This is a genomic window from Streptomyces sp. NPDC006393 (assembly GCF_040628575.1).
In the GTDB taxonomy this organism is placed as follows: Bacteria; Actinomycetota; Actinomycetes; order Streptomycetales; family Streptomycetaceae; genus Streptomyces.
In genome coordinates this window covers 1-25250 of record NZ_JBEXZD010000004.1, presented here as the reverse complement: position 1 = coordinate 25250, position 25250 = coordinate 1, and the positions used below count along the sequence as shown (strand labels likewise).

General features: G+C 70.5%; 27 protein-coding genes and 4 pseudogenes. 12 read left to right on the top strand and 19 right to left on the bottom strand.

Going from position 1 to position 25250, the window contains the following annotated elements; genetic code table 11:
* Positions 1–104 precede the first annotated feature (104 nt).
* On the top strand, positions 105–1022 hold the full coding sequence (gene dapA / locus ABZ484_RS03145; protein WP_358864159.1) for a 4-hydroxy-tetrahydrodipicolinate synthase: 918 nt from the start codon (positions 105–107) through the stop codon (positions 1020–1022).
* A 32-nt stretch (positions 1023–1054) separates the two neighbouring features.
* Positions 1055–1570: a hypothetical protein gene (locus ABZ484_RS03140; RefSeq protein ID WP_358864158.1), complete on the top strand. Its 516-nt coding sequence runs from the start codon at positions 1055–1057 to the stop codon at positions 1568–1570.
* Between the two features lie 118 nt (positions 1571–1688).
* Here ABZ484_RS03140 and ABZ484_RS03135 read toward each other — a convergent pair whose 3' ends face one another.
* From ABZ484_RS03135 to ABZ484_RS03125, 3 genes and pseudogenes are all read right to left on the bottom strand, one after another.
* A complete protein-coding gene (locus ABZ484_RS03135) occupies positions 1689–1937 on the bottom strand; it encodes an SCO4226 family nickel-binding protein (protein ID WP_358864157.1) in 249 nt (82 codons plus the stop codon).
* Positions 1938–2155: 218 nt separating this feature from the next.
* A pseudogene (locus ABZ484_RS03130) lies at positions 2156–2462 on the bottom strand (conjugal transfer protein TraS); the annotation flags it as partial.
* Positions 2463–2467: 5 nt separating this feature from the next.
* Positions 2468–2810 (bottom strand): annotated as a pseudogene (locus tag ABZ484_RS03125) (hypothetical protein).
* Between ABZ484_RS03125 and ABZ484_RS03120 the strand changes: the two are divergent.
* The 3 genes and pseudogenes from ABZ484_RS03120 to ABZ484_RS03110 form a co-directional block, all read left to right on the top strand.
* Positions 2743–3016, top strand: a pseudogene (locus ABZ484_RS03120) (IS110 family transposase); the annotation flags it as partial. The pseudogenes ABZ484_RS03125 and ABZ484_RS03120 overlap by 68 nt on opposite strands.
* Before the next feature lie 68 nt (positions 3017–3084).
* On the top strand, positions 3085–3435 hold the full coding sequence (locus ABZ484_RS03115) for a hypothetical protein (protein WP_358864156.1): 351 nt from the start codon (positions 3085–3087) through the stop codon (positions 3433–3435).
* Positions 3436–3591: 156 nt separating this feature from the next.
* Positions 3592–4050: a hypothetical protein gene (locus tag ABZ484_RS03110; protein WP_358864155.1), complete on the top strand. Its 459-nt coding sequence runs from the start codon at positions 3592–3594 to the stop codon at positions 4048–4050.
* 198 nt (positions 4051–4248) lie between these two features.
* On the opposite strand, the gene ABZ484_RS03105 is transcribed toward ABZ484_RS03110, so the two are convergent.
* On the bottom strand, positions 4249–4578 hold the full coding sequence (locus tag ABZ484_RS03105; protein WP_358864154.1) for a hypothetical protein: 330 nt from the start codon (positions 4576–4578) through the stop codon (positions 4249–4251).
* A gap of 77 nt (positions 4579–4655) precedes the next feature.
* Between ABZ484_RS03105 and ABZ484_RS03100 the strand changes: the two genes are divergently transcribed.
* Positions 4656–4913, top strand: a complete 258-nt coding sequence (locus tag ABZ484_RS03100) for a hypothetical protein (protein WP_358864153.1) — start codon at positions 4656–4658, stop codon at positions 4911–4913.
* A 445-nt stretch (positions 4914–5358) separates the two neighbouring features.
* Here the strand turns inward: ABZ484_RS03100 and dapD are convergent, their stop codons facing one another.
* Together dapD and ABZ484_RS03090 are read right to left on the bottom strand one after the other, a co-directional pair.
* Entirely contained in the window at positions 5359–6348 is a 990-nt protein-coding gene (gene dapD, locus ABZ484_RS03095; RefSeq protein ID WP_358864152.1) for a 2,3,4,5-tetrahydropyridine-2,6-dicarboxylate N-succinyltransferase, read from the bottom strand.
* Between the two features lie 688 nt (positions 6349–7036).
* Positions 7037–8266 (bottom strand): MFS transporter, encoded by a 1230-nt coding sequence (locus ABZ484_RS03090; RefSeq protein WP_358864151.1) that lies wholly within the window; start codon positions 8264–8266, stop codon positions 7037–7039.
* Between the two features lie 109 nt (positions 8267–8375).
* Here ABZ484_RS03090 and ABZ484_RS03085 point away from each other — a divergent pair, with 109 nt between their 5' ends.
* Entirely contained in the window at positions 8376–9311 is a 936-nt protein-coding gene (locus tag ABZ484_RS03085) for a winged helix-turn-helix transcriptional regulator (protein WP_358864150.1), read from the top strand.
* Here the strand turns inward: ABZ484_RS03085 and ABZ484_RS03080 are convergent.
* From ABZ484_RS03080 to ABZ484_RS03035, 10 genes are all read right to left on the bottom strand, one after another.
* The gene (locus tag ABZ484_RS03080) at positions 9238–9837 is read right to left on the bottom strand and encodes a TetR family transcriptional regulator C-terminal domain-containing protein (RefSeq protein ID WP_358864149.1); all 600 of its coding nucleotides are present in this window, start codon (positions 9835–9837) and stop codon (positions 9238–9240) included. The two genes, ABZ484_RS03085 and ABZ484_RS03080, sit on opposite strands and share 74 nt — an antisense overlap.
* Positions 9837–10157: a multidrug efflux SMR transporter gene (locus tag ABZ484_RS03075; protein ID WP_030182230.1), complete on the bottom strand. Its 321-nt coding sequence runs from the start codon at positions 10155–10157 to the stop codon at positions 9837–9839. The genes ABZ484_RS03080 and ABZ484_RS03075 overlap by 1 nt, the downstream gene beginning before the upstream one ends.
* A 126-nt stretch (positions 10158–10283) precedes the next feature.
* Positions 10284–10616, bottom strand: coding sequence for a metal-sulfur cluster assembly factor (locus tag ABZ484_RS03070; RefSeq protein WP_030182234.1), 333 nt, complete (start codon positions 10614–10616; stop codon positions 10284–10286).
* A complete protein-coding gene (gene sufU / locus ABZ484_RS03065; protein ID WP_358864148.1) occupies positions 10613–11074 on the bottom strand; it encodes a Fe-S cluster assembly sulfur transfer protein SufU in 462 nt (153 codons plus the stop codon). Before sufU ends, ABZ484_RS03070 begins: the two co-directional genes overlap by 4 nt.
* Positions 11075–11094: 20 nt before the next feature.
* Positions 11095–12351 (bottom strand): cysteine desulfurase, encoded by a 1257-nt coding sequence (locus ABZ484_RS03060; protein WP_358864147.1) that lies wholly within the window; start codon positions 12349–12351, stop codon positions 11095–11097.
* Positions 12348–13133: a Fe-S cluster assembly ATPase SufC gene (gene sufC / locus ABZ484_RS03055; protein ID WP_358864146.1), complete on the bottom strand. Its 786-nt coding sequence runs from the start codon at positions 13131–13133 to the stop codon at positions 12348–12350. The genes ABZ484_RS03060 and sufC overlap by 4 nt, the downstream gene beginning before the upstream one ends.
* A gap of 7 nt (positions 13134–13140) precedes the next feature.
* Complete coding sequence (locus ABZ484_RS03050) at positions 13141–13464, bottom strand: non-heme iron oxygenase ferredoxin subunit (RefSeq protein WP_306183726.1); 324 nt, start codon at positions 13462–13464, stop codon at positions 13141–13143.
* Complete coding sequence (gene sufD / locus ABZ484_RS03045; RefSeq protein WP_358864145.1) at positions 13461–14645, bottom strand: Fe-S cluster assembly protein SufD; 1185 nt, start codon at positions 14643–14645, stop codon at positions 13461–13463. The genes ABZ484_RS03050 and sufD overlap by 4 nt, the downstream gene beginning before the upstream one ends.
* A gap of 60 nt (positions 14646–14705) precedes the next feature.
* Complete coding sequence (gene sufB, locus ABZ484_RS03040) at positions 14706–16127, bottom strand: Fe-S cluster assembly protein SufB (protein WP_358864144.1); 1422 nt, start codon at positions 16125–16127, stop codon at positions 14706–14708.
* Complete coding sequence (locus ABZ484_RS03035; RefSeq protein ID WP_358864143.1) at positions 16124–16879, bottom strand: metalloregulator ArsR/SmtB family transcription factor; 756 nt, start codon at positions 16877–16879, stop codon at positions 16124–16126. Before ABZ484_RS03035 ends, sufB begins: the two co-directional genes overlap by 4 nt.
* A gap of 306 nt (positions 16880–17185) precedes the next feature.
* Between ABZ484_RS03035 and ABZ484_RS03030 the strand changes: the two are divergent.
* The 4 genes and pseudogenes from ABZ484_RS03030 to ABZ484_RS03015 form a co-directional block, all read left to right on the top strand.
* Positions 17186–17483, top strand: a pseudogene (locus ABZ484_RS03030) (aminoglycoside N(3)-acetyltransferase); the annotation flags it as partial.
* A 31-nt stretch (positions 17484–17514) separates the two neighbouring features.
* The gene (locus ABZ484_RS03025; protein WP_358864142.1) at positions 17515–18492 is read left to right on the top strand and encodes an ABC transporter ATP-binding protein; all 978 of its coding nucleotides are present in this window, start codon (positions 17515–17517) and stop codon (positions 18490–18492) included.
* Positions 18489–19298: an ABC transporter permease gene (locus ABZ484_RS03020; protein ID WP_358864141.1), complete on the top strand. Its 810-nt coding sequence runs from the start codon at positions 18489–18491 to the stop codon at positions 19296–19298. Before ABZ484_RS03025 ends, ABZ484_RS03020 begins: the two co-directional genes overlap by 4 nt.
* A 55-nt stretch (positions 19299–19353) precedes the next feature.
* Positions 19354–20364 carry a COX15/CtaA family protein gene (locus ABZ484_RS03015; protein ID WP_358864140.1) on the top strand — a complete coding sequence of 337 codons (1011 nt, stop codon included), beginning with the start codon at positions 19354–19356 and terminating at the stop codon, positions 20362–20364.
* 88 nt (positions 20365–20452) lie between these two features.
* On the opposite strand, the gene ABZ484_RS03010 is transcribed toward ABZ484_RS03015, so the two are convergent.
* The 3 genes from ABZ484_RS03010 to ABZ484_RS03000 all read right to left on the bottom strand — a co-directional run bounded on the left by ABZ484_RS03010 (position 20453) and on the right by ABZ484_RS03000 (position 23051).
* The gene (locus ABZ484_RS03010; RefSeq protein ID WP_358864139.1) at positions 20453–21559 is read right to left on the bottom strand and encodes an amidohydrolase family protein; all 1107 of its coding nucleotides are present in this window, start codon (positions 21557–21559) and stop codon (positions 20453–20455) included.
* Between the two features lie 107 nt (positions 21560–21666).
* Positions 21667–22008 carry a hypothetical protein gene (locus ABZ484_RS03005; protein WP_358864138.1) on the bottom strand — a complete coding sequence of 114 codons (342 nt, stop codon included), beginning with the start codon at positions 22006–22008 and terminating at the stop codon, positions 21667–21669.
* Positions 22009–22097: 89 nt separating this feature from the next.
* Positions 22098–23051, bottom strand: coding sequence for a heme o synthase (locus ABZ484_RS03000; RefSeq protein ID WP_358864273.1), 954 nt, complete (start codon positions 23049–23051; stop codon positions 22098–22100).
* A 664-nt stretch (positions 23052–23715) separates the two neighbouring features.
* Between ABZ484_RS03000 and ABZ484_RS02995 the strand changes: the two genes are divergently transcribed.
* A partial coding sequence (locus tag ABZ484_RS02995) for a transketolase (RefSeq protein ID WP_358864137.1) occupies positions 23716–25250 on the top strand: 1535 nt, incomplete at its 3' end.

Genomic DNA, 25250 nt, shown 5'->3' with positions numbered 1-25250 from the left:
CACTGTGCGGTATCACTGTGCCGCCACACTATGCAGCATCGCTTATCGGAACTCCGTAGAAGATTTAAGTGGAGCTTCACGGTATGGTCGCCGACACTGCCTGCATGACAACAGCGCCCGCTCCCGCCCCGCCGCTCGGCCGCGCCCTGTGCGCCATGATCACACCGTTCACCGCCGACGCGGAGGCGCTCGACCTCGACGGGGCCCAGCGGCTCGCCGACCGGCTGGTGCGCGAGGGCTGCGACGGCCTGGTCCTGAGCGGCACGACGGGCGAGTCGCCGACCACGACGGACGCCGAGAAGGCGGCGCTGATCCGGGCCGTGCGCGAGGCCGTCGGGGACCGGGCCTCGATCGTGGCGGGCGTGGGGACGGCCGACACCCGGCACACCGTCGAACTCGCCCTGGCGGCCGAGAAGGCGGGCGCCGACGCGGTCCTGGTGGTGACGCCGTACTACAGCAGGCCCCCGCAGGACGCTGTGGAGGAGCACTTCCGCACGGTCGCGGACGCCTGTGGCCTGCCGGTCGTGCTCTACGACATCCCCGGCCGCACGGGCACCCGCATCGAGCCCGACACGATGCTCCGGCTGGCCGAGCATCCCCGGATCACGGCAGTCAAGGACTGCTCCTACGACCTCCTCGGCGTCCAGAAGCTGCTGGCCCGCACCGAGTTGGCGGTCTACGCCGGCTGCGACGAGCACATCCTCGCCCTGTACGCGGTGGGCGGCACCGGATACGTCAGCACGGTCGCGAACGCGGCACCGCGTCAACTGCGTGCCGTCCTGAACGCGTTCGACGCGGGCGACACCGCGCTGGCGGCGCGGTTGCAGCAACAAGCCATCGAGCTCGTGGAGTTGACGATGGCCTCCGGGCTGCCCGGCACCGTGACCGTCAAGGGGCTGCTCGGCGCGCTCGGACTGCCCGCGGGCCCGGTGCGCGCACCGCTGCGCCCCGCCGGCCGGGAGACCGTCGAGGCACTGCGGGCCGCCCACGAGCGCCTGTCGGCGTCCGCGCCCGGGAGCTGAGCCGCGGGGCGACCGAGCCGTAAGGTGGCCTCGTGAGCCGCCCGCTGCTGTTCCTCGACGTAGACGGCCCCCTCAACCCGTGGGCTGCCCAGCCGGAGCGGCGCCCCGAGGGCTACACGACGATCCGGGTGGCACTGCATCCGGGCCGGGTGCTGCGGGTCTGGCTGAACCCGTCGCACGGCCCGGCGCTGCTGGAGCTGGGCTACGACCTGTGCTGGGCCACCACCTGGATGGACGCCGCGAACCGCTGGATCGCCCCGGTCCTCGGCCTGCCCGAACTGCCGTACGTCGACTTCGGCGACGGACTGTTCGCCTTCCGGCCCGACGGCGTCCACTGGAAGACGGAGGCGATCGTGACGTACGCGGCGGGCCGCCCCTTCGCCTGGGTGGACGACGAGCAGACCCCCGCGGACACCGCGTACGTGACGGCCGGGCATCCCGGCCCTGCTCTGCTGCACCACGTGGACCCGCGGGTGGGTCTGCGGACGCCGGACTTCACGGCGCTCGCGAGGTTCGCGGACTCGCTGCGTCGCGACACGGCGACATGAACAGGGCGTCCGTGCGCACGGCCGGCCACCCTCGCCCGCGGTCCGTCCTCGGGTTCCGGGAGTCGTCGCGGGCGGGGGCCTTGGTCACGGCCTTGGTACGGCCTTGGTACGGCCTAGGTCACGAGGTCAGGGGCACCGGGTGGATCTCGTCGGCCCGGTGACCGGCGCGCTCGTGGATGCGCTGGACCGCTTCGGCCGAGGGGGCCTCGGAGAGGCAGTAGACCGTGCCGGACTCCGGGTCCGCCCAGGCCTTCTCGAAGTGGACGCCTTCTTCGTCCTCGATGGCAAGATCGGCCTGGTGCGCCTTCTGCAGCTGGTCGGCCGAGATGCCCTTCATCCCGTGGTGGACATCCATGAACTGGGGCATGGCGGCGCATCTCCTTCCGCTGCCGCGTCCCGGCGTTCGGCGCCGCCGAGTCCGCTGGGCCACTTCCGTCATCTCCATCCTGTCCCCGTACGACCGTGACGGCGACCAGACCGTTGACCGCCGGGGCGGCCGTCGGTCGCGGCCGCCCGTGATCAGTCGTGGCTGTTCGGATTGCAGTGCAGGTCAGGGGATCAGCTTGCCCCGGGGGGCCGTTTCGGCGGAGCCAGCCGCAGCCGCATGCGCAGGCCAGTCGTGGTGGGCCGGATGACGCCCCGACGCGGAGGCACCGGCCGGATCTCACGGCGGGTGGTCGCCCGGACGGCCAGCGCCCGCCACCGGGACGGCTGCACGGTCAGGCCGCAGGCGTCCATGGTCGAGGAGTACGAGGCCAGCAGCCGGGCCAACCGAGAGCGGCAGCCCGACCGTGGACCAGTACGCCGCCGGGTAGGCGTGACGGGCGTAGGCGGCGCCGCCTATCGCAGCGAGCGGACCACCCAGCTCGGCCAACGTAACCATGTCCGTCACAGCGATCAGCTCGCCTGAGCCATCGGGAAGGCACCCGGAGCAACAGCGGTCGCCCGGTAGGCGATGCCGTGCCGCTCCTGGCCGTTGAAGACGTTCTTCCACGGCCGCGCCACCAAACCCGGCAGCGAGACCGGAGCACCGACCGTCAGGCCCTCGGTCACTCCGCTTTCCGGGACGGTGACCTGGATCAGCGACGACTCGCCCTCGTCGATGTAGGCGACGCCGACGGTCATCAGCGCCTCACCGGTCACCGCGTCCTTCATGCCTGCCCGCCTGATGAAGCAGCGCCGGGGGTGGCCCCCTCACCCGATCCTCCGGCCGCAAGACCACCGTCCTGGCCAGGCACATCAAGAACCAGCCTCGCCTCAGCCGGCCACATCTGGGCCTTCGCCGCCCTCACCGCATCCCCCGGAGCACGAGCCCATTACGACCGCCGCCGCGCCGCCGAAGACCGCCACGTCGCAGCCCAACGCAACCTCTTCAACCGCCTGCACCACTGCCTCACCCACCACATCCCCTACGACGAACACACCGCCTTCCCCGCCACCGCTTGACTGATCAACCGCATCGGATGTCTGTCTCCGCCGGCTGGGCACAACCAGTCGAGGGCTAGGTTGGGCGCGTGGATGAGGATGCGATCACCATCAGGCTCACGCGCGATCAAGCGTTCGTGCTGTCGGACTGGCTGTACCAAGTCATGTTCCGGTCCGACGACCTTGAGGGGATCGTGCACGATCGAGCCGTCTGGTCGCCGATCTACGCGATCTCCGGAACGCTGGACAAGACGCTGAGTGAGATCTTCATGCCCGACTACGGTCCGCGCCTTGAGGCAGCCAAGGAGCGTCTCCGCTCCGATCTGTACGGCGGAGCCGGCGAGTTGACGGCACAAGGCCAAGACACGACCGACGCACCACAAGCGCACCAGATAGAGCGGGGAACAGCAGGGAATCACGGTGAAGGCGACCAAGGGTGATGAGACCTGGTGCCAAGCGCACGCCCAGCTCAGGGGCCTTGCCCGCCCCAAATGAAGCTTCCGAAGCTGATGCTGCCAACGGAGCGACGGAGTCAGCAGGGGCAAGCGTCCTCAGCAGCCCTGCCCTCGCGGTGTTCACGTGCCTACGATCACGCAGTGAGCTACGACATCTACTTCTTGAACCGACGCGACGGGCAATCCTGGGATGAGGTCCTGGAGGCGATGGAGGAGGCAGCCGAAGACAGCGAGCCGATCCCCGCGCACCTCCTTGGAGCTTGGGACCGAATAGTGCCACAGGCTCGGACCCTGCTGGGCGAAGTAGAGATCACGGAGTACAAGCAGGAGTCGCGGGACCTGAGCCACTCGGGCACCGGCATCGACCTGTCCGTATTCGGTGACGAGGTGACCATCACTGTGCCCTACTGGCATGCGGGAGACGACGCTGCAGTCGTGCTCGGCCAGATCTCCGCGCTTGCCGCGATCGTCGAGAAGGAGACCGGGCTGACTGCCTACGATCCCCAGGCAGAACGTCCGCTGATGGAGACACCACGTGAGGATCCGATTGGGCTGATGTCGCGAATCACCGAGGATTTGCGTAGCCGCTACGGCGGTTGAGCACCGAGCACCGGCGGAGCCTGCCAGGTTACGAGCCGTCTCGGCGCGGGCCACAGTCATGCCAGATACAAGGGTCAGCCACGGTCAACTTGGTTGTCTCGCAGCCGAGTTCTCGGTGGCCTAGCCAGGTATCGAAGCTCCAGGGTAAGCGTCCTCACTCCCGCCCCTCTCTCCTAAAGCGGTGCTCTCCCAGCCGACTCAAGGCAAGGGAGAGAAGCCGGCGGACTGGTCGAGCTGAAACCGTGGGCCTGTGCACGTGGGCACCCAGCCCTGCTGTAGGGCGGATGCAATGGCATCGGCAACATCAGTGGGCAGTACCGGGTTGCCGGGACGGCCGAGCCAGTTGCCAGGGTGAGGCTGGTTGGTGGTGACGACGAGCGTCATTCCAGGACGACCCGCGTGCTCCACGGCGTAAGTGCACGGCGACCAGCAGAGAGCCTGGCTGTAGGTGGGCCTGCGTCTCAGTCGCCATCGGTAGACCGTGCCGTCGACGACTATGCGCCGTGCTCCCTTACGCCCCAAGGCCATGTCCGCCCCCCTCGAGGCCGGGATGCTAGCGGACCTAGCCCGACGAAGGCCCGTGTGCGCCCTTTATGGTCGCAGTCATGACGAGCCCCTTGGCGCCTGACGATCACATCGGCGATCGCGAGGCCTTCAGCGCCTTCCTGGCGCGTCTTCGTGCCGATTGCGCAGCCAACAGCCAACAGTGGGAGAACCCGACGCTGGACAGGTTCCTGGAAGCCCTGGAGGCCTGGGTCGCTGCGTCTCCGGGGTGGTACCGGAACTTCGGGCACGACCTGCCACCAGAAGGTGACTGGATGTTCTTCGCGCGTGCCCTGACTGCCGCTCGGATCTACGAATAGCCCTGGTAGGCACCGTGCCCCTTGCGTGCCCGACCGAGCGGCCACCGGCGGGGAACACCAGGGAACGGCAGTGAGCATCCCAGGAACGCGCAGGTCACTGTCTCTCCAGGGCAGCGCCCACCCGCGTACGCAATCTTCCAAAACCGGGCACAGCGAGCAGCCGAGATGCTCGCGGGGCGTCTTGATCCCGAAGATGATGCGTCCAGCGACGATCTCAGAATCCGCGACGTCGATGCTGACGGCGTTGAAGTCCACGGGCCGATCCAAGCTGACATCACCGGCTGACATCAATGCCACCGGACCACACAGAGACGAGCGCCCTCCCGGGCCGTCCTCGGGCCGTGGAAGGGCGCTCAGTGATGACCAACGCTGACAACTGCCGACAGCTCGGCAGCAGGTCAGGACGTTCATCGAGGCGGCGGCCGCACGTCACGGCCGCCCGTGATCAGTTGTGGCTGTGCAGGATCTCGTTCAGGCCGCCCCAGACCGCGTTGTTCGGGCGGGCCTCGACCGTGCCGGTGACCGAGTTGCGGCGGAAGAGGATGTTGGAGGCGCCGGAGAGCTCGCGGGCCTTGACGATCTGGCCGTCGGGCATGGTCACGCGGGTGCCCGCGGTGATGTAGAGGCCGGCCTCGACGACGCACTCGTCGCCGAGCGCGATGCCCACGCCCGCCTCGGCGCCGACCAGGCAGCGCTCGCCGATGGAGATGATCACATTGCCGCCGCCGGACAGCGTGCCCATGGTGGAGGCGCCGCCGCCGATGTCCGAGCCGTCGCCGACCACGACGCCGGCGGAGATGCGGCCCTCGACCATGGAGGTGCCGAGGGTGCCGGCGTTGAAGTTGACGAAGCCCTCGTGCATCACCGTGGTGCCCTCGGCGAGGTGCGCGCCGAGGCGGACCCGGTCGGCGTCGGCGATCCTCACGCCCTCGGGGGCGACGTAGTCCGTCATGCGCGGGAACTTGTCGATGGAGGTCACCTGGAGGTGCAGGCCCTCGGCGCGGGCGTTGAGCCGCACCTTCTCGATGTCGTCGACGGCGACCGGGCCGAGCGAGGTCCAGGCGACGTTGGCGAGGTGGCCGAAGATGCCGTCCAGGCTCTGGCCGTGCGGCTTGACCAGGCGGTGCGAGAGCAGGTGCAGACGCAGGTAGACGTCGTGCGCGTCGAGCGGCTTCTCGTCGAGCGAGGCGATGACCGTACGGACCGCGACCACCTCGACGCCCCGGCGGGCGTCCGGGCCGATCGCCGCGGCCGCGCCGCCGCCGAGCAGCTTCGCGGCCCGCTCGGCGGACAGCCGCTCGGTACCGGCCGGGCCGGGCTCGTCCGTCAGCTCGGGCGCGGGGTACCAGGTGTCGAGAACGGTGCCGTCGGAAGCGATCGTGGCAAGCCCGGCGGCCACGGCGCCGGTGGTGCGAAGAGCAGTCGTGTCGGTCATAGGGGAAACCTAACCGGCGCGGGGCCGGAGAGGCGAACCAGTGGGCCTGCGTCTCAGGTGGCGGGCGGCGGAGGGGCGGGGGGGCGTGGGCGTGTGCCTTGGAGCCGCCGGGGGCGGGTGGCGGAGCGGCCCGGTTGGTGGGCGCGCCCCAGAGCCGCCGAGCGACACACGCGAGGACCCGCCCAGGCCCCCAGGCCATGCGCGCGAGGACCCGCCCAGGCCACACGCGCGACGGCCGGGGCAGGCCACACGCGCGAGGACCCGCCCAGGCCACACGCGCGAGGGCCGGGGCAGGCCACGCGCGGCAAGCGCCTCGCCAGGTGACGGGCGCGAGGTTTCCGTCAGGTCGCGGGTACTGGGCGGACGGCACGCACGTGGCCGTCGGATGGCGGCACGAGCGCCGTGACCCGGCGGCCGCCGGGACCCGTCAGGCGCCGCCACACGCGCTGTGAAACGGCGGGGTGAAGGGACCTGCCTGTCAGACGCCACCACACCCGCTGTGACACGGCGGGGCGAAAGGACCCGTCAGACGCCACCACACCCGCTGTGACACGGCGGGGCGAAAGGACCCGTCAGGCGCCGGGTGGCAAGACCCCGCCAGGCTACGGGCACCGGCACACCGGCACACCGGCACACCGTCAGACGGCCGCCGCGTGCACGCCGCGATGTGAGGGTGTGGAAGCACGCCTCAGGCACCAGGCGCGGGCTCGGTCGCGGGTTCCGGGGTGGGGTGTCGGTCGCGTCGTCGGCCGTGCGCGGGTGTCCGGAGTCGGCCGGCCGCCAGCACCGCGCAACCGGCCGCCGCGCCGAAGGCCGTGCACAGCGGCCAGAGGAGTCCGGGCGCCGCGGCGTACAGCGCACCGCCGAGGGGTGCGGCCAGCACCATGCCGCTGATGGACACGCCGGCGTACAGGGACTGGAAGCGGCCCTGGACGTGCTCCGGTGCCTGGTCGGCGACGTAGGCGGTCGCGGTGGTCTTGTAGAGCAGCTCGCCCAGGGTGAGCAGCGTCATGGCGACGACGGCGGTGGTGGTCACGGCGCCGAGGAGCAGCGCGCCGAAGCCCGCGGCGACGAGGAGCAGCCCGCAGCCGACGACGGGCAGGGGCGAGCGGCGGCGCAGCGCGAGCGCGGTGGGCAGCTCCAGGCACAGCAGGACGCCGCCGTTGACGGCGAGCAGGGAACCGTACAGGCGGGTGTCCATGCCGTGGTCGGCGAGGAAGACCGGGAAGGTGGAGTACTGCTGCCGGTAGACGACGTCGATGACGACGATCGCCGCCAGCAGCACCAGCACGGCCGGCCGCGCCCGGAGCTGCGGCCACACGCCGCCCGCGTCATGGCCCTTGCGGACCCGCCGGATCCCGTGGGCGGGTACCACCCGGGCGGTCCAGCAGGCGAGACCGAGGCTGCCGAGCCCGTCGGCGACGTACAGCCAGTCGTAGGAGAACCGGGTGGCCACCAGTGCGCCGAGCACCGGGCCGACGGTGAACCCTCCGTTGGCCGCGGCCCGCACCACGGCGAACGCGGGACGGCGGGCCCCCTCGGGCACGATGGCCGCGACGAGTGCGGAGTTGGCGGCGCGCTGCACCCCGGAGGCGTACTCGCACAGGGGCAGGGTGAGGAACAGCGCGGTGGTCGGGAGCACCGGCACGGCGGCCAGCAGCAGTCCGGAGGTGGCGGCCGAGGCCAGCAGCACCCGCCGATGCCCGAGCCGGTCCCCGTACCAGCCGCCGGTGAAGTTGCCCGCGACGAGCCCCACTCCCCCGGCTCCGCTGAGCAGGCCCGCCTCGCCCACGCCGAGCCCGCGCGGCCCGGTCAGGTAGAGGAAGAGGTAGACGAATCCGACGCTCACCACCATGTTGACGAATGTTCCGGCGGCCAGCAGCCACACCGTGCGCGGTACTTCCCGCAGCGTCCGCACCCGTCCCCCTCCGTGCCCACACCCGCGACGAGTGAGTTCCTTTTGGGAACTGACTATGTCAGCATGGCAGCCTCGGGTCAACGTGCTGACGGACGAAGGGACGAGGGTCATGGCCCGCAGGACGAGCCTGGAGGACGCCACCTGCGCCATCGCGCAGGCCCTGGACGTCGTCGGCGACTGGTGGACCCTGCTGATCGTGCGCGACGCGGCGCGCGGCGTACGCCGCTTCGACGAGCTGCAGCGCGAACTCGGCCTGTCCCGCAAGGTGCTGACCGAGCGGCTGCGCCTCCTCGTCGAGGCGGACGTGCTCACCCGGGTGCCCTACCAGGAGCGGCCCGTGCGCCACGAGTACCACCTCACCGCCCGCGGTCGCGCCCTGCTGCCCGTCCTCGTCGCCCTCCAGGACTGGGGGGACGCCTGGATCCTGGGCGACGGCCGCACGACCGCGACGGCCGAGGAGGCCTCCGCGGAGGCCCGGCGGGTCCACGAACTGGCGGGAACCCGGATTCCCGAGCTGAAACTGCTGGACGACGAGGGGACGGCGCGCGACCCGGTCGCCGCGCACACCCCGTACACCGTCCTCTACTGCTTCCCCGGCGCCTACGCCCGCGCCGACGCCTACCCTCCGGGCTGGTCGGAGATCCCCGGGACCCCCGGCTGCACCCTGGAGTCCTGCACCTACCGCGACCGGCTCGCCGAGTTCGCCGCGGCCGGCGCCACGGTGCACGGTGTCTCCACCCAACGCCCGGACGAGCAGCGGGCGTTCGCGGCGAAGGAGCGGCTCGGCTTTCCGCTGCTGTCCGACGCCGACCTGTCCCTGATCGCCGCCCTGCGCCTGCCGACGTTCCGCGCGGCCGGCACCGGCCGTCTCAAGCGGCTCACCCTGGTCGTCGACCGCGAGCGTGTCGTACGGAGCGTGCAGTACCCGATCACGGACGTGGCGGGCAGTGTCGACGCGGCCCTCGAGACGGTCAGGCGTCTGAACCAGGGGGACCCTGACGAGGACGTTCCGGGCAAGGGCGAGCAGACGGACCCGGTGGAATGACCCGGGCGAGCACCTCGCGCGCGTAGTCCTCGTCGTACGGCGTGTCCGTGAGCAGTACCTGGAGGCAGATGCCGTCCATCAGTGCCACGAGCGCCTTCGCCGTCAGCGGGTCGGTGTGGTGGGCCAGGAGGGCGGCCAGGTCTTCGGCCCACTCGGCGGCCACGGGGCGCAGGGCGGGGCGGCGCAGGGCGGCGAGGTAGAGCTCGTACTCCAGCTCGACGCCGGTGCGGTCGCCCGCCAGCCACTCCCCCATCAGGCCGGCGAGGTCCGTGGCCAGGTCCGTGTGCGGGTCGGTCAGGCCGCCGCGGGTCGCGACCGCCTTGGCGAAGCCCTCTTCCGCCTGGCGCAGCGCGGCGACCAGGAGGTCGTCCAGGGTGGCGAAGTGATACGTCGTGGAGCCCAGTGGGACGTCGGCCTCCGCCGCGACCGAGCGGTGGCTCAGGCCGGCGATGCCCTGCCGTCCCACCACGCGGATCGCCGCGTCGATGATCCGCTGCCGGCGTTCGGGGTCGTAGCGGCGGGCCATCAGTGGGCCCCGCCCAGGTTCAGCACCACCACTCCGCCGATGATCAGCACGATTCCGGCGACCTTGGCCGTGCTCAGGCCCTCCCCGAAGAGGACCAGGCCGAGCGCGGCGACGGCCGCCGTGCCGATTCCGGCCCAGATGGCGTAGGCCGTGCCGATGGCGACGCTCTTGAGGGTCTGGGCCAGCAGGAAGAAGGACAGGACGTAGCCGACGAGGGTGACCAGGGACGGTCCGAGTCTGCTGAAGCCGTCGCTGTACTTCATGGCCGTCGTGGCGGCGACTTCGGCGGTGATGGCGCCCGCGAGCATCACATATCCCATGGCGGGAGCCTAGCGAGGGTTGTGTACGAGCGTACATATCGGTGGGACGAAAAACGGCCAGGTCCGTGCGGACCTCGCCGTTCTCGTGTGTCGGACGTCGAGTCTCCGTCGGACGTCGGAGTCCCGTCAGACGTTGAAGCCGAGCGCGCGCAGCTGCTCGCGGCCGTCGTCGGTGATCTTGTCGGGGCCCCACGGCGGCATCCAGACCCAGTTGATGCGCAGCTCGTTGACGAGGCCCTCCGTGGCGGACTTGGCCTGGTCCTCGATGACGTCCGTCAGCGGGCAGGCCGCCGACGTCAGGGTCATGTCGACGGTCGCGATGTTCGACTCGTCGATGTGGATGCCGTAGATCAGGCCGAGGTTGACGACGTCGATGCCCAGCTCCGGGTCGACGACGTCCATCAGGGCCTCGCGGAGTTCCTCCTCCGAGACCGGCTTCAGTTCTGCGGTGTCGGTCATGCCGTCTTCCTTTCGGCGCCGTCCAGAGCCTGGGCCGTCGCGTCCTTCCAGGCCATCCAGCTCAGCAGAGCGCACTTGACCCGGGCCGGGTACTTGGACACCCCGGCGAACGCGACCGCGTCCTCCAGGACGTCCTCCATCGCGTCGTCGGGCTCGATCCTGCCCTTGGACTGCATCAGCTCCAGGAAGGTCTCCTGGATCCTCTGCGCCTCGGCGAGCTCCTTGCCGACGAGGAGCTCGTTGAGCACCGAGGCCGAGGCCTGGCTGATGGAGCAGCCCTGGCCCTCGTACGAGACGTCCTTGATCGTCGTGCCGTCGTACTTCACGCGAAGGGTGATCTCGTCGCCGCACGTCGGGTTCACGTGGTGCACCTCGGCGTCGCCGTCCCGAAGACCACGCCCGTGCGGGTTCTTGTAGTGGTCCAGGATGACGTCCTGGTACATGGAGTCCAGCTTCATGCGATCGCTCGTCCGTCCCGTCAGCCGAAGAAGTTCCGTACGTGCTCCAGGCCGTCGACCAGTGCGTCGATCTCGGCCGGCGTGGAGTACAGATAGAACGACGCTCGCGTGGTCGCAGGAATTCCGTAGCGCAGGCACACCGGGCGGGCGCAGTGGTGGCCGACCCGGACCGCGATGCCCTGCTCGTCGAGGACCTGGCCCACGTCGTGCGGGTGGATGTCGCCCAGGGTGAAGGAGATCGCGGCCCCCCGGTCCTCGGCCGTGGTCGGGCCGATGATCCTCAGGTCCGGGACCTCCGCCAGGCGCTTGACCGCGTACTCGGTGAGCGCGTGCTCATGGGCGAGGATCTTGTCCATGCCGATGGCGTTGAGGTAGTCGATCGCCGCGCCCAGACCGACCGCCTGCGCGATCGGCGGGGTGCCCGCCTCGAACTTGTGCGGGGCGGGGGCGTACGTCGACGAGTGCATCGACACCGTCTCGATCATCTCGCCGCCGCCCAGGAAGGGCGGCAGGTCCTCCAGGAGTTCCTGGCGGCCCCACAGCACGCCGATGCCCGTCGGGCCGCACATCTTGTGGCCGGTGAAGGCCACGAAGTCGGCCTGGAGCGCCTGCACGTCCAGCGGCATGTGCGGGGCGGCCTGCGAGGCGTCGACGCAGACCAGCGCGCCGACCTCCTGGGCGCGGCGCACTATCGCCTCGACCGGGTTGACGGTGCCGAGGATGTTGGACACCAGCACGAAGGAGACGATCTTCGTCTTCTCCGTGATGACCTCGTCGATGCGGGACAGGTCGAGCCGACCGTCGTCCGTGAGGCCGAACCACTTCAGCTTCGCGCCCGTGCGCTGCGCCAGCAGCTGCCAGGGCACGATGTTGGAGTGGTGCTCCATCTCGGTGATGACGATCTCGGTGTCGGAGTCCACCCGGTAGGGCTCGTCGGCCCAGCCGAGCATGTTCGCCACGAGGTTGAGCGACTCGGAGGCGTTCTTGGTGAAGATCACCTCGTCGCGGCTGGGCGCGTTGATGAACGCGGCGACCTTGTCGCGCGCGCCCTCGTACAGCGCCGTGGCCTCCTCGGCGAGCACGTGCACACCGCGGTGGACATTGGCGTTGTAGCGCTCGTAGTACTCGCTCAGGGCGTCCAGCACCTGGCGCGGCTTCTGCGAGGTCGCCGCGTTGTCCAGGTACACGAGCTTCCTGTCGTCGTGGACCAGCCGGTCCAGGACGGGGAAGTCCTTACGGATCGCCTCGGTGTCGAGGAGGCCCGGCAGCTGTGTCACTCGGATGCGCCACCCTTCGTGTGGACTACGTCCTGCTTCGCATAAGCCTCGTAGCCCTCGCTCTCCAGCTTGTCCGCGAGCTCGGGGCCGCCGGACTCGACGATGCGGCCGCCGGCGAACACGTGGACGTGGTCGGGCTTGATGTAGCGCAGGATGCGCGTGTAGTGCGTGATCAGCAGCGTGCCGACCTCGCCGGTCTCGCGGACGCGGTTCACGCCCTCGGAGACGATCCGCAGGGCGTCGACGTCCAGGCCGGAGTCCGTCTCGTCGAGGACCGCGATCTTCGGCTTGAGCAGCTCGAGCTGGAGGATCTCGTGGCGCTTCTTCTCACCGCCGGAGAAGCCCTCGTTGACGTTGCGCTCGGCGAAGGAGGGGTCCATGTGGAGCCGCTCCATGGTCTCCTTGACCTCCTTCACCCAGGTGCGCAGCTTGGGGGCCTCGCCGCGGATCGCGGTGGCGGAGGTGCGCAGGAAGTTGGAGACGGAGACGCCGGGAACCTCGACCGGGTACTGCATCGCCAGGAACAGGCCCGCGCGGGCGCGCTCGTCGACGGACATCTCCAGGACGTCCTCGCCGTCGAGCAGCACGGTGCCGCCGGTGATCGTGTACTTCGGGTGACCCGCGAGCGAGTAGGCGAGGGTCGACTTGCCGGAGCCGTTGGGGCCCATGATGGCGTGCGTCTCGCCCTGCTTCACGGTCAGGTCGACGCCCTTGAGGATCTCCTTCGTGGCGTTGTCGGCCTCGACGGTGACGTGCAGGTCTCGGATTTCAAGCGTTGCCATGGGTGCCTCAGGACTCCTGGGTGAGGGAGACGAGAACGTCGTCCCCTTCGATCTTGACGGGGTATACGGGGACGGGGCGCGTCGCGGGCAGGGCGTCCGGCTTGCCGGAGCGGAGGTCGAAGCGCGAGCCGTGCAGCCAGCACTCGATGTGGCAGTCGTCGACCTCGCCCTCGGCGAGCGAGACGTTCGCGTGCGAGCAGATGTCGTGGATGGCGAACACCTCGCCCTCGGTCCTGACGACCGAGATCGGTGTGCCGTCGATCTCCACCCGCTTGGGGGTGTCGTCCTCCAGCTCGCTCAGCCCGCAGACGCGTACGAAGGCGGCGCTCATCCGACCGACGCCTCCAGCTCTTCCTCGATCTTGGCGAGCAGGCGCTCCTCGATGTCCGTGACACCGATCTGCTGGACCAGTTCGGCGAAGAAGCCGCGGACCACCAGGCGGCGGGCCTCGTGCTCCGGGATGCCGCGGGCCATCAGGTAGAAGAGCTGCTCGTCGTCGAAGCGGCCGGTGGCGGAGGCGTGTCCGGCGCCGACGATCTCGCCGGTCTCGATCTCCAGGTTCGGCACGGAGTCGACCCGGGCGCCGTCGGTCAGCACCAGGTTGCGGTTCATCTCGTACGTGTCCGTGCCCTCGGCGCCGGCCTCGATGAGCACGTCACCGATCCACACGGCGTGCGCGGCGTCGCCCTGGAGCGCGCCCTTGTAGGCGACGTTCGACTTGCAGTGCGGGGTGTTGTGGGTGACCAGCAGGCGGTGCTCCTGGTGCTGCCCGGCGTCGGTGAAGTACAGGCCGTACAGCTCGGCCTCGGCGCCGGTGCCGGCGTAGGTCACGCGCGGGTTCAGCCGGACCAGGTCGCCGCCGAAGGTGACCACGACCGACTTGAAGGAGGCGTCCCGGCCGACCAGCGCGTTGTGCTGGGCGACGTGGACGGCCTTCTCCTCCCAGTCCTGCACGGAGACGACGGTCAGCTTGGCGCCGTCACCCAGGACGTAGTCGACGTTGGCGGCGAGCACCGCGTCACCGGTGTGGTCGATGACGACGACGGCCTCGGCGAAGGCCCCGAGCTCGATGACCTGGTGACCGTAGGCGACGCCGCCCTCGCCGTGCACGGCGACGCGGATCGGCTCGGTGAGGACGGTCTCCTTGGGGACGGTCACGACGGAGGCCTGCTCGAAGGCGGAGTAGGCCTGGGCGGCGACGCGGTCCACCGGCGTGCCGGCCCGGCCGAGCCGGGCGTCGTCGCGGCCGACGGTCTCGACGGTGACGCCCTCGGGAGCCTGGACGTCCACCTTCACCCCGGTGCCGGTCGCGGTGGCGGTGCCGTCGTGCAGACCGCGCAGCCGCTCCAGCGGGGTGAACCGCCACTCCTCCTCGCGGCCGTGCGGGACCGGGAAGTCCGCCACGTCGAAGGACGGGGGCGCGCTCATGCGCGTGGCGACGGTCGACTCGGCGGCGACCGCGATCGAGCCCGCGGTGGTGGAACCCACGGGGATGTTCTGGGCCTCGGCCATGGCTGTCGTATTGCTCGCTTTCCGTTGCGTAAGGGCTTGACGGGGGTCCTGCGGCGGCGGTCAGCCGACCGCGCCCTCCATCTGCAGCTCGATCAGCCGGTTGAGCTCGAGCGCGTACTCCATGGGCAGCTCCTTGGCGATCGGCTCGACGAAGCCGCGCACGATCATCGCCATCGCCTCGTCCTCGCTCAGGCCGCGGCTCATCAGGTAGAAGAGCTGGTCCTCGGAGACCTTGGAGACCGTGGCCTCGTGGCCCATGGACACGTCGTCCTCGCGGACGTCGACGTACGGGTAGGTGTCCGACCGGGAGATGGTGTCGACCAGCAGCGCGTCGCACAGCACGTTCGACTTCGACCCGGCGGCGCCCTCGCCGATCTCGATCAGGCCGCGGTAGGACGTACGGCCGCCGCCGCGCGCCACGGACTTCGAGACGATGTTGGACGACGTGTTCGGCGCCATGTGGACCATCTTGGCGCCCGCGTCCTGGTGCTGGCCCTCGCCGGCGAAGGCGATGGACAGGGTCTCGCCCTTGGCGTGCTCGCCCATCAGGTAGACGGCCGGGTACTTCATCGTCACCTTGGAGCCGATGTTGCCGTCGACCCACTCCATGGTCGCGCCCTCGTAGGCCACGGCACGCTTGGTGACCAGGTTGTAGACGTTGTTCGACCAGTTCTGGATGGTCGTGTAGCGGCAGCGGGCGTTCTTCTTGACGATGATCTCGACGACGGCGCTGTGGAGGGAGTCGCTCTTGTAGATCGGAGCGGTGCAGCCCTCGACGTAGTGCACGTAGGCGCCCTCGTCGACGATGATCAGGGTCCGCTCGAACTGGCCCATGTTCTCGGTGTTGATCCGGAAGTAGGCCTGGAGCGGGATCTCCACGTGGACGCCCGGCGGCACGTAGATGAAGGAGCCGCCGGACCACACGGCGGTGTTCAGCGCGGCGAACTTGTTGTCACCGGCCGGGATGACCGTGCCGAAGTACTCCTTGAAGAGCTCCGGGTGCTCCTTCAGCGCGGTGTCGGTGTCCAGGAAGATGACGCCCTGCTCCTCCAGGTCCTCGCGGATCTGGTGGTAGACGACCTCCGACTCGTACTGCGCCGCGACACCGGCCACGAGGCGCTGCTTCTCCGCCTCGGGGATGCCCAGCTTGTCGTAGGTGTTCTTGATGTCCTCGGGCAGGTCCTCCCAGGACTCCGCCTGCTTCTCCGTGGAGCGCACGAAGTACTTGATGTTGTCGAAGTCGATCCCCGACAGGTCCGAGCCCCAGTTCGGCATGGGCTTCTTCTCGAAGAGCCGGAGGCCCTTGAGGCGGAGCTTGGTCATCCACTCCGGCTCGGACTTCTTCCCGGAGATGTCCTTGACGACCTCCTCGTCCAGACCGCGCCTGGCAGCGGCACCGGCCTCGTCGGAGTCGGCCCAGCCGTATTCGTACTTGCCCAGGCCCTCGAGTTCGGGGTGAGCAGTCTCCGTGGGGAGAGTCATGCGGGGTTCCTCCCGGCCGTGCTTGCAGATGCGTCGTCAGTGGAAATCTGGGGGATGAACGTCGTACAGACGCCGTCGCCGTGGGCGATGGTCGCCAGTCGCTGGACGTGGGTTCCCAGCAGCTCGGCGAAGATCTCCGTCTCCGCCTCGCACAGCTGCGGGAACTGTTCCGCGACATGCGCCACCGGGCAGTGGTGCTGGCAGAGCTGCTCGCCCGTGTGCGGGAGGGGCGCGCTGCGCGCCGTAGCAGCGTACCCGTCCCGGCTCAGCGCCTTGGCCAGTGCTTCGGCCCGCTTGTCGGGGCTGACACCCTCGATCGCCTTGCGGTACGCGCTCGCCTGCGCGGCGATCCGGGCCCGGGCGAACGCGGCGACGGCCTTCTGCCCGCCCTCTCGCTCGGCGATCCAGCGCAGCGCGTCCGCGGCGAGCGCGTCGTACGACTGGTCGAAGGCGTCCCGGCCGCAGTCGGTGAGCGCGAAGACCTTGGCGGGCCGGCCGCGTGTCCGCGCCCCGTACACCCGCTGCTCGCGCGCCTCCACCACGTCGTCGGCGACCAGGGCGTCCAGATGGCGCCGCACGGCCGCCTGGGTGAGCCCGAGCCGGCCGGCCAGCTCGGCGACGGTCGACGGGCCGTGGTCCAGGATGGACCGCGCGACCCGGTTGCGCGTGGAACGATCCGAGCGCATCCCGGCCGCGAGCTCCTCCTGAGGGGTCCCCGTGGGGGTCTCCCGAGCCTCGCCGACGTTTTTCACAACGCCATTGTTGCGTAATTCCCGAGAGCCTGACAAGCGACCCTGGTCCGAGCGGACGGTGCCCTGCGTCACTTAGGCAAACCTAATCCGACCTGCGGAAACGGTGACCGGCCGATCGGACCGGTGACTCCGCCCGGCACCGTGCACCACACTGCCGGACCACGCCCACACCCCCCGTGACCGGCCCTCTTGCCACCCGGACCATGATCATTGAGCAGGCGCGCGCTCGGTGTCCGCCCCGGCGAGACCCTCCTCGTCCGTCCCTCCCTCGGTTCGCCCGAACGGGTCTGCGGCGGCGCCGTCGCGCAGATCGTGGACGGCCACGCCGCCGACTGCCGGCTCGGCGAGCGGAGCCGGCTCGCCCGGCTGGAGGCCGCCGGGGCCCGCGTGCTGCTGCTGGAAGGTGGTGAGCGAGGTGACCATCACCTTCGAACGCTTCGACGAACTCGGGCACGACTTCGAACGGGACCGTCCGGTGGCACGCGGGACGGTGGGCACGGCGGGGGCGCGTCCGTTCCCGCCGGCGGACGCGGTGGCGTACGCCGGGCGCCGGCTTCCGGCGCACCGCCCCCGTGAGGAGGACTTCCCGCACCCGGCCGCCTGATCCGTCCGGCGCGTCCCTAGACTCTGGACCCATGCGAAGTGAGCCCGCCCGCCCGTCTCCCGACCACCACCCCTCAGGGAGCCGCCTCGCGTCGCACCCGGTCGTCGAGGTCCGGTCCCTGGTGAAGCGGTACGGCACGAAGACCGCGGTGGACGGCCTCGACCTGGTGGCCCGGGCGGGTGTGACCGCCGTACTCGGTCCCAACGGCGCGGGCAAGACGACCACGGTCGAGACCTGCGAGGGGTACCGGAAGCCGGACTCCGGCACGGTGCGCGTCCTCGGCCTCGACCCGGTCAGGCAGTCCGCCGAGCTGCGGCCCCGGATCGGCGTCATGCTCCAGTCCGGAGGCGTCTACTCCGGCGCACGGGCCGACGAGATGCTGCGGCACGTCGCCAAGCTGCACGCCCACCCGCTGGACGTGGACGAGCTGATCGAGCGCCTGGGCCTGGGCAGCTGCGGGCGCACCGGCTACCGGCGGCTGTCCGGCGGGCAGCAGCAGCGGCTCGCGCTCGCGATGGCCGTGGTCGGCCGGCCCGAGCTCGTCTTCCTAGACGAGCCGACCGCCGGACTCGACCCGCAGGCCCGCCGCGCCACCTGGGACCTGGTGCGCGACCTGCGTGCCGACGGGGTGTCCGTGATCCTCACCACGCACTACATGGAGGAGGCCGAGCAGCTCGCCGACGACGTGGCCGTCATCGACGCCGGCCGGGTCATCGCCCAGGGCTCCCCGGAGGAGCTGTGCCGCGGCGGCGCGGAGAACACCCTGCGCTTCACCGGCCGGCCCGGCCTGGACGTCGCCTCCCTCCTCAAGGCGCTGCCCGCCGACAGCACCGCCGCCGAGCTGACGCCGGGCTCGTACCGGGTCGTCGGCAAGGTCGACCCCCAGCTGCTCGCCACGGTCACGTCGTGGTGCGCGCAGCACGGGGTGATGCCGGAGAAGATCTCCGTCGAACGGCACACCCTGGAGGACGTGTTTCTGGAGCTGACCGGCAAGGAGCTGCGCTCGTGACCACCACCACCGGCACGTCCGCCGGCACCCCCGCCGGAACGCCCACCGGCACCTACGCCCCACGCCCCGGCGCCGCCCCGCTCCCCCGCATGATCGCGGCGCAGGCGGCGCTGGAGACGAAGATGCTGCTGCGCAACGGCGAGCAGCTGCTGCTGACCGTCGTGATCCCGACGCTGCTGCTGGTGCTGTTCGGCTCCGTGGACATCGTGGACACCGGCGCCGGCGAGGCCGTGGACTTCCTCACACCCGGCATCCTCGCCCTCGCCGTGATGTCGACGGCGTTCACCGGCCAGGCCATCGCCACGGGCTTCGAGCGGCGCTACGGCGTCCTGAAGCGGCTGGCCTCCTCGCCGCTGCCCCGGTGGGGTCTGATGACCGCCAAGACGGCGTCGGTGCTGGTCACGGAGGTCCTCCAGGTCCTCCTGCTGACCGTGATCGCCTTCGCGCTGGGCTGGTCCCCGCACGGCGACCCCTTCGCCGTCCTGCTCCTGCTGGTCCTCGGCACGGCCGCGTTCTCGGGGCTCGGCCTGCTGATGGCGGGCACGCTCAAGGCCGAGGCGACGCTGGCCGCCGCCAACCTGGTCTTCCTGCTGCTGCTCGTCGGCGGCGGCGTGATCGTGCCGCTGGAGAAGTTCGGGCCTGCCGCGCAGCACGTGCTCGGCCTGCTGCCGATCTCCGCCCTCTCGGACGGCCTCAGGGACGTGCTCCAGCACGGCGCCGGGATGCCGTGGGGCGACCTGGGGATCCTCGCCGTGTGGGCGGTCGTGGGGCTGGCCGCCGCCGGAAAGCTCTTCCGCTGGGAGTAGGACCGGGAGGCATCCGATGGACCCTCGTGAAAGCGTGCACAAGCGGCGCCCTACGATGGACCGCGTGCCAAAGCTGACCCGCGACGACGCCCTGTCCGTCGTGCGCAACCCGCTCGCCTTCATCGCCGAACGCTGGAGCCCGCACCCGCGGACCGTCCAGCGGGCGGCCCTCGCCGCGCTCGCCATGGCGGTCGTCATCGTCGTCACCGGCGGCGCCGTCCGCCTGACCGGCTCGGGTCTGGGCTGCCCCACCTGGCCCACCTGCACGGACGACTCGCTGACCACCACCCGGGCCATGGGCTTCCACGGTGTGATCGAGTTCGGCAACCGCATGCTGACGTACGTGCTGTGCGCCGCCGTCGGCTGGGCGATCATCGCCGCCCGCTCGCAGAAGCCGTGGCGGCACAGCCTGACCCGGCAGGGCTGGTGGCAGTTCTGGATCGTCATGGGCAACGCGGTGCTCGGCGGCATCGTGGTCCTCGTCGGCCTGAACCCCTACACCGTGGCGGCCCACTTCCTGCTGTCCACGGCGCTGATCACGGTCGCCACGGTGATGTGGCAGCGCTCCCGCGAGGGTGACACGGCACCGCGTCCGCTGGTCGGCAGGGCGGTGCAGCAGCTGGTGTGGTTCCTGGTCGCGGCGAGCGGCCTGCTGATCGCCGTGGGCACGGTGGTGACCGGGGCGGGTCCGCACGCGGGCGACTCCAAGGAGGTGGCCCGCATCCCGATCGACTGGGAGACGGTCGCCAAGTTGCACGCGGTGCTGGCCTGGATCGTGGTGACGCTGACGTTCGCGCTGTGGTTCGTGCTGAAGGCCGTGGACGCGCCGAAGGGGCCGCTGGACCGCACCCGGGACCTGTTCATCGTGCTTCTGTGCCAGGGTGCGGTGGGCTACATCCAGTACTTCACCCACCTCCCCGAGGCCCTGGTCGGTCTCCACATGCTGGGCTCGTGCCTGATGTGGATCGGGGTGCTGCGGGTGCTGCTGTCGCTGCGCGAGCGGCCCGAGACGGTGACCGACCTCCAGGAGCAGCCCGCCGGGGCCGCCTCCCTGGCCAAGGCGTAGGGCCCCGGCCCGAGGCCCTGAGGCCCCTGCCCCGCCCTCGCGCGGGGCAGGGCAGGAGCGGGCCGGGCGCCTTGAGGGGTCGCTCCGGTCACTCCAGCCCGTACACCCGCCGCGCGTTCCCCGCCGCCACCAGCCCCGCGACCCGCTGCGCGTCGTCCGGCGACCAGGCACCCTCCGCGACCCAGGAGCCGAGCACCCTCGCCAGCGCCTCGCGGAACAGACGCGCCCCCACCACGTGCAGCTCGGGCAGTCCATGGGCGCCGCTGGAGAAGAGGATCTTGCCGAAGGGGGCGAGTTCCAGGATCTCGGCGAGGATCGTGGCGGCCCGGGCCCCGGTGCGCACCAGGGCGGCGCCCGAGTCGGCGTACACATGCGGGAAGACGCCGGCCAGGTGGGCGGCGTGGCGGTGGTAGGGGTAGCCGTGCAGCAGGACGAGGTCCGTGCCCAGGCCCGCCGTCGCCCGTACGAAGTCCGTGAGCAGCACCGGATCGGTGCGGTCGATGCGCAGGCCCGGCTCGCCGAGGCCCGCGTGCAGCTGGAGGGGCCGCCCGGAGGCCACCGCGATCCACAGCAGATGGCGCAGCAGCACCGGATCGCTCAGCTCCCCGCCGACCCGCCGCCCGGCCAGCCAGCGGCCCGCGGCGCCCCGCACCTCCCCCGGTCCGGGCGGCTCGGGCGCGAGCGCCAGACCGTGCCGTACGCCCGCCACGGAGGTGAAGGCGACGGCGTGCGCGGCGGCGCCGTGCACCGACTCGGCGAGGTTGGCGAGGAAGGACTCGACGGTGCCGGAGGTGTCGGCGACCTGCTCGGCGAGGAGTTCCAGGCGCACGATCTCATGCGCGGCGGCGCCTCCCGCCGAGGCCATCTCGCCCGGGCCGGTGAGGTCACCGGGCAGCCCGGTGTCGACGAGGTACGTCGTGATGCCGCTGCCGCGCAGCAGTCTGCGGCCTGCCTCCAGGACGCCCAGTTCCCGGCGCCGGGCGAGATAGCGGGCGGGCGCGCAGTGCGGCTCCAGGCCGAGCAGCGGGGGGCACCAGCGGCGTACGGCGAAGCCGGTCTGGGTGTCGAAGAGGGTGGTGCCGGGCGCGGGCGGGCCCTCGGTCCGGGCCAACTGGGCCTCGAAGGTGCCGAGGCCCAGCTCCGTTCTCAGTACGCCGTGGCAGTACTGGTCCACGAGGGACGGCGTCTCGATCATCCGGTTCTCCCGTGGGTGGACCACTTCCTCCACGGGGCCTAACGGGTGAACCGGCTCTCAGGTGTTGCTCGCCCGGCGTCCTTGTTCAGCGGTTGGTCGAGCCGCGTTCAGCGGTTGCTCGGGCCGCCCAGCTGGATGCCCGCCATGCGGGACCACTCGTAGGGGCCCGTCCTCACCTTGGCGGCGAACTCGCCGTCGAACGACTCGTGGACGGTGATCCCGGACTTCCGCACGGCCTCCTCGGCGATGGCGTACGTGGGGGCCACGATGTCGCCCCAGGCGCCGTCCTCGCCGACGAGGACGATCCGGGCGCCGCGCTGCCCGATGTACGCGACCTGGCCCTCGGCGCCGCCGTGGGCCTTGGAGAAGGAACCGATCCGCTGGGCGAGGCGGGTCGCCTTGCGCCCGGCCTTGGGGTCAACCGGGTCAACCTGCTGCGTGTCTGCCATGGCAGGAGCCTACCGACGGGTAGATCGAACGGCGACGGGCGGGGTGCGTGGCCTTGACCACGCACCCCGCCCGTCACAGGCGAGTCGTCTCAGCGCAGGAAGGGGTCCACCGCGACCGCGACGAAGAGGATCGACACGTAGGTGATCGACCAGTGGAACAGCCGCATCTCCTTCAGCTTCGCGCCGGTCGCCTCGGCCTTGGCCCGGTTCTGCAGCCCGTGCGCCTCCCAGAGCCAGAAGCCGCCCGCCGCGAGCGCGACCACCGTGTAGAACCAGCCCGTGTAGCCGAGCGGGGTCAGGAGCAGGGAGACAAGGACCATCACCCAGCTGTAGATGACGATCTGCCGGGCGACCACCTTGTTGGAGGCGATGACCGGAAGCATCGGCACACCCACGCGCGCGTAGTCCTCCTTGACCTTCATGGACAGCGGCCAGTAGTGCGGCGGCGTCCAGAAGAACATCACGAGGAAGAGGACGACCGGCGCCCACGACATGGAGTTCGTGACGGACGACCAGCCGATGAGCACCGGCAGGCAGCCGGCGATGCCGCCCCAGACGATGTTCTGCGACGTGCGCCGCTTGAGGATCATCGTGTAGACGACGACGTAGAAGAGGAGCGCTCCGAGCGACAGCCACGCCGACAGCCAGTTGACGGTGAGGCCGAACAGCAGCGTCGAGACGACCGCGAGGGTGATGCCGAAGACCAGGCACTCGCGGGGGCTGACCATCCCGGTGACCAGCGGGCGCTGCGAGGTGCGGTCCATGAGCGCGTCGATGTCGCGGTCGATGTACATGTTCAGCGCGTTGGCGCCGCCCGCGGACAGGTAGCCGCCGACGCAGGTCAGCAGCACCAGCTTGAGGTCGGGCACGCCCTGCTGTGCCAGGAACATCACCGGAACGGTGGTGATGAGCAGCAGCTCGATGATCCGCGGCTTCGTCAGAGCCACGAACGCCTTGATCCGGGCCCCGAACGGCCTGCGGCTCGGGCTCTGGCTCGCACCGAGCACACCCGCTGGACGGGATTCGACGGCCGTCACGCACACCCCTGACAGAGACATCCCAGCGAACCCACCCCGTGAACTCCGGCAAGGCTCGCGCGTACCACGCCACTGTAGACGTTGCCCAGACCCCGGCCTTCGCGGGGGTCGGGTCGTGTTGGCCGGGGCCCCGGCGACGGGCCCCGCGGCGGGTGGGCGGCTCTCCGCAACGGCGCCGCGGGTGGACCCACCGGTACGGCGACCGGAACGCGACCGGAACGGCGATGCGAGCGGACCTGCCGGAACGGCGACCGAGGCGACGGGTGGGCGGTCTTTCGCAATAGTGAAGGGAACAGTCTTTCGGAACACCTTCCACATGGGCTTCGGACACCTTCCAGCATCCCTCCCGACACCCTTCCGGCCCCTCTCCCCACAGCCTTCCGGCCCCTCTCCCGACGCCCTTCCGACACTCTTCCGACACCCTTCCGACGGGCGCGCGGCAGCTCGATTGAGCGATCGGATGAGCGGCTTCGTATTCAGTTGCCGAATATGGTTCCGGCCAGTCGGGAGGCGGATTTCGAAGAGTCCCGGCAGTCTGGAATGACTCGAAAAAATGCACGTCCTTACGGGGGTAGGCTCAGCAACGGCCGGCCGACGCGAGAAACGCCGGCAGCCGGTGCGCGCTCACGTGTGCCGGCATCCGACATGTGGAGAGGAGCCCTGACCCAGGGTGAGCACCAAGCCGACCACCACAGACCTCGAGTGGACCGAGTTGGACCAGCGTGCGGTGGACACCGCGCGCGTCCTGGCCGCCGATGCCGTACAGAAGGTCGGCAACGGCCATCCCGGTACGGCGATGAGCCTGGCTCCTGCCGCCTACACCCTGTTCCAGAAGGTGATGCGGCACGACCCGGCGGATCCGCAGTGGGTGGGGCGCGACCGTTTCGTGCTGTCCGCCGGCCACTCCTCGCTGACCCTCTACACCCAGCTGTACCTGGCCGGCTTCGGCCTGGAGCTGGACGACCTGAAGGCCTTCCGCACCTGGGGATCCAAGACCCCCGGTCACCCGGAGTACGGGCACACGGCGGGCGTGGAGACCACGACCGGCCCGCTGGGGCAGGGCGTGGCGAACGCGGTGGGCATGGCGATGGCCGCCCGCTACGAGCGCGGCCTGTTCGACCCCGAGGCCCCCGCGGGCGAGTCCCCGTTCGACCACTACATCTACTGCATCGCCGGTGACGGATGTCTCCAGGAGGGCATCTCGGCCGAGGCGTCCTCGCTGGCGGGCCACCAGAAGCTGGGCAACCTGATCCTGCTGTGGGACGACAACCACATCTCGATCGAGGGCGACACCGAGACGGCCGTCTCCGAGGACACCGTCAAGCGCTACGAGGCCTACGGCTGGCACGTACAGCGCGTGGAGCCCAAGGCGGACGGCGATCTGGACCCGCAGGCGATCCACGAGGCGATCCAGAAGGCCAAGGCCGTCACCGACCGGCCGTCCTTCATCGCGATGCGCTCGATCATCGCCTGGCCGGCCCCGAACGCCCAGAACACCGAGGCCGCGCACGGCTCGGCGCTCGGCGAGGACGAGGTCGCCGCCACCAAGCGCGTCCTGGGCTTCGACCCCGAGCAGCACTTCGAGGTCGCGGACGAGGTCATCGGCCACACCCGCCAGGCCCTTCAGCGCGGCCGGCAGGCGAAGGCCGAGTGGGAGAAGTCCTTCCAGGCCTGGCGCGAGGCGAACGCCGAGCGGGCCGCCGAGTTCGACCGCATCGCGAAGGGCGAGCTGCCGACGGGCTGGGACGAGAAGATCCCGGTGTTCGAGGCCGGCAAGGGCGTGGCCACGCGTGCCGCGTCCGGCAAGGTGCTCCAGGCCCTCGGCGAGGTGATCCCGGAGCTGTGGGGCGGCTCGGCCGACCTGGCCGGTTCGAACAACACCACGATCGACAAGACGTCGTCGTTCCTGCCCGAGGGCAACCCGCTGCCCGAGGCGGACCCGTACGGCCGCACCATCCACTTCGGCATCCGCGAGCACTCGATGGGCGCGGAGCTGAACGGCATCACGCTGCACGGCAACACCCGCGTCTACGGCGGCACCTTCCTGGTGTTCTCCGACTACATGCGCAACGCCGTGCGCCTGTCGGCGCTGATGCACCTGCCGGTGACGTACGTGTGGACGCACGACTCCATCGGCCTGGGCGAGGACGGCCCCACCCACCAGCCGGTCGAGCACCTGGCCTCGCTGCGCGCCATCCCGGGCCT

Bases quoted from the DNA above. Each gene is read 5' to 3' on its own strand.
- dapA (WP_358864159.1), top strand. From the start codon at position 105: ATGACAACAGCGCCCGCTCCCGCCCCGCCGCTCGGCCGCGCCCTGTGC.
- ABZ484_RS03135 (WP_358864157.1), bottom strand. From the start codon at position 1,937: ATGCCCCAGTTCATGGATGTCCACCACGGGATGAAGGGCATCTCGGCC.
- ABZ484_RS03105 (WP_358864154.1), bottom strand. From the start codon at position 4,578: ATGGCCTTGGGGCGTAAGGGAGCACGGCGCATAGTCGTCGACGGCACG.
- ABZ484_RS03100 (WP_358864153.1), top strand. From the start codon at position 4,656: ATGACGAGCCCCTTGGCGCCTGACGATCACATCGGCGATCGCGAGGCC.
- dapD (WP_358864152.1), bottom strand. From the start codon at position 6,348: ATGACCGACACGACTGCTCTTCGCACCACCGGCGCCGTGGCCGCCGGG.
- ABZ484_RS03085 (WP_358864150.1), top strand. From the start codon at position 8,376: ATGGCCCGCAGGACGAGCCTGGAGGACGCCACCTGCGCCATCGCGCAG.
- ABZ484_RS03080 (WP_358864149.1), bottom strand. From the start codon at position 9,837: ATGGCCCGCCGCTACGACCCCGAACGCCGGCAGCGGATCATCGACGCG.
- ABZ484_RS03075 (WP_030182230.1), bottom strand. From the start codon at position 10,157: ATGGGATATGTGATGCTCGCGGGCGCCATCACCGCCGAAGTCGCCGCC.
- ABZ484_RS03070 (WP_030182234.1), bottom strand. From the start codon at position 10,616: ATGACCGACACCGCAGAACTGAAGCCGGTCTCGGAGGAGGAACTCCGC.
- sufU (WP_358864148.1), bottom strand. From the start codon at position 11,074: ATGAAGCTGGACTCCATGTACCAGGACGTCATCCTGGACCACTACAAG.
- sufC (WP_358864146.1), bottom strand. From the start codon at position 13,133: ATGGCAACGCTTGAAATCCGAGACCTGCACGTCACCGTCGAGGCCGAC.
- ABZ484_RS03050 (WP_306183726.1), bottom strand. From the start codon at position 13,464: ATGAGCGCCGCCTTCGTACGCGTCTGCGGGCTGAGCGAGCTGGAGGAC.
- sufD (WP_358864145.1), bottom strand. From the start codon at position 14,645: ATGGCCGAGGCCCAGAACATCCCCGTGGGTTCCACCACCGCGGGCTCG.
- sufB (WP_358864144.1), bottom strand. From the start codon at position 16,127: ATGACTCTCCCCACGGAGACTGCTCACCCCGAACTCGAGGGCCTGGGC.
- ABZ484_RS03025 (WP_358864142.1), top strand. From the start codon at position 17,515: ATGCGAAGTGAGCCCGCCCGCCCGTCTCCCGACCACCACCCCTCAGGG.
- ABZ484_RS03015 (WP_358864140.1), top strand. From the start codon at position 19,354: ATGGACCGCGTGCCAAAGCTGACCCGCGACGACGCCCTGTCCGTCGTG.
- ABZ484_RS03010 (WP_358864139.1), bottom strand. From the start codon at position 21,559: ATGATCGAGACGCCGTCCCTCGTGGACCAGTACTGCCACGGCGTACTG.
- ABZ484_RS03005 (WP_358864138.1), bottom strand. From the start codon at position 22,008: ATGGCAGACACGCAGCAGGTTGACCCGGTTGACCCCAAGGCCGGGCGC.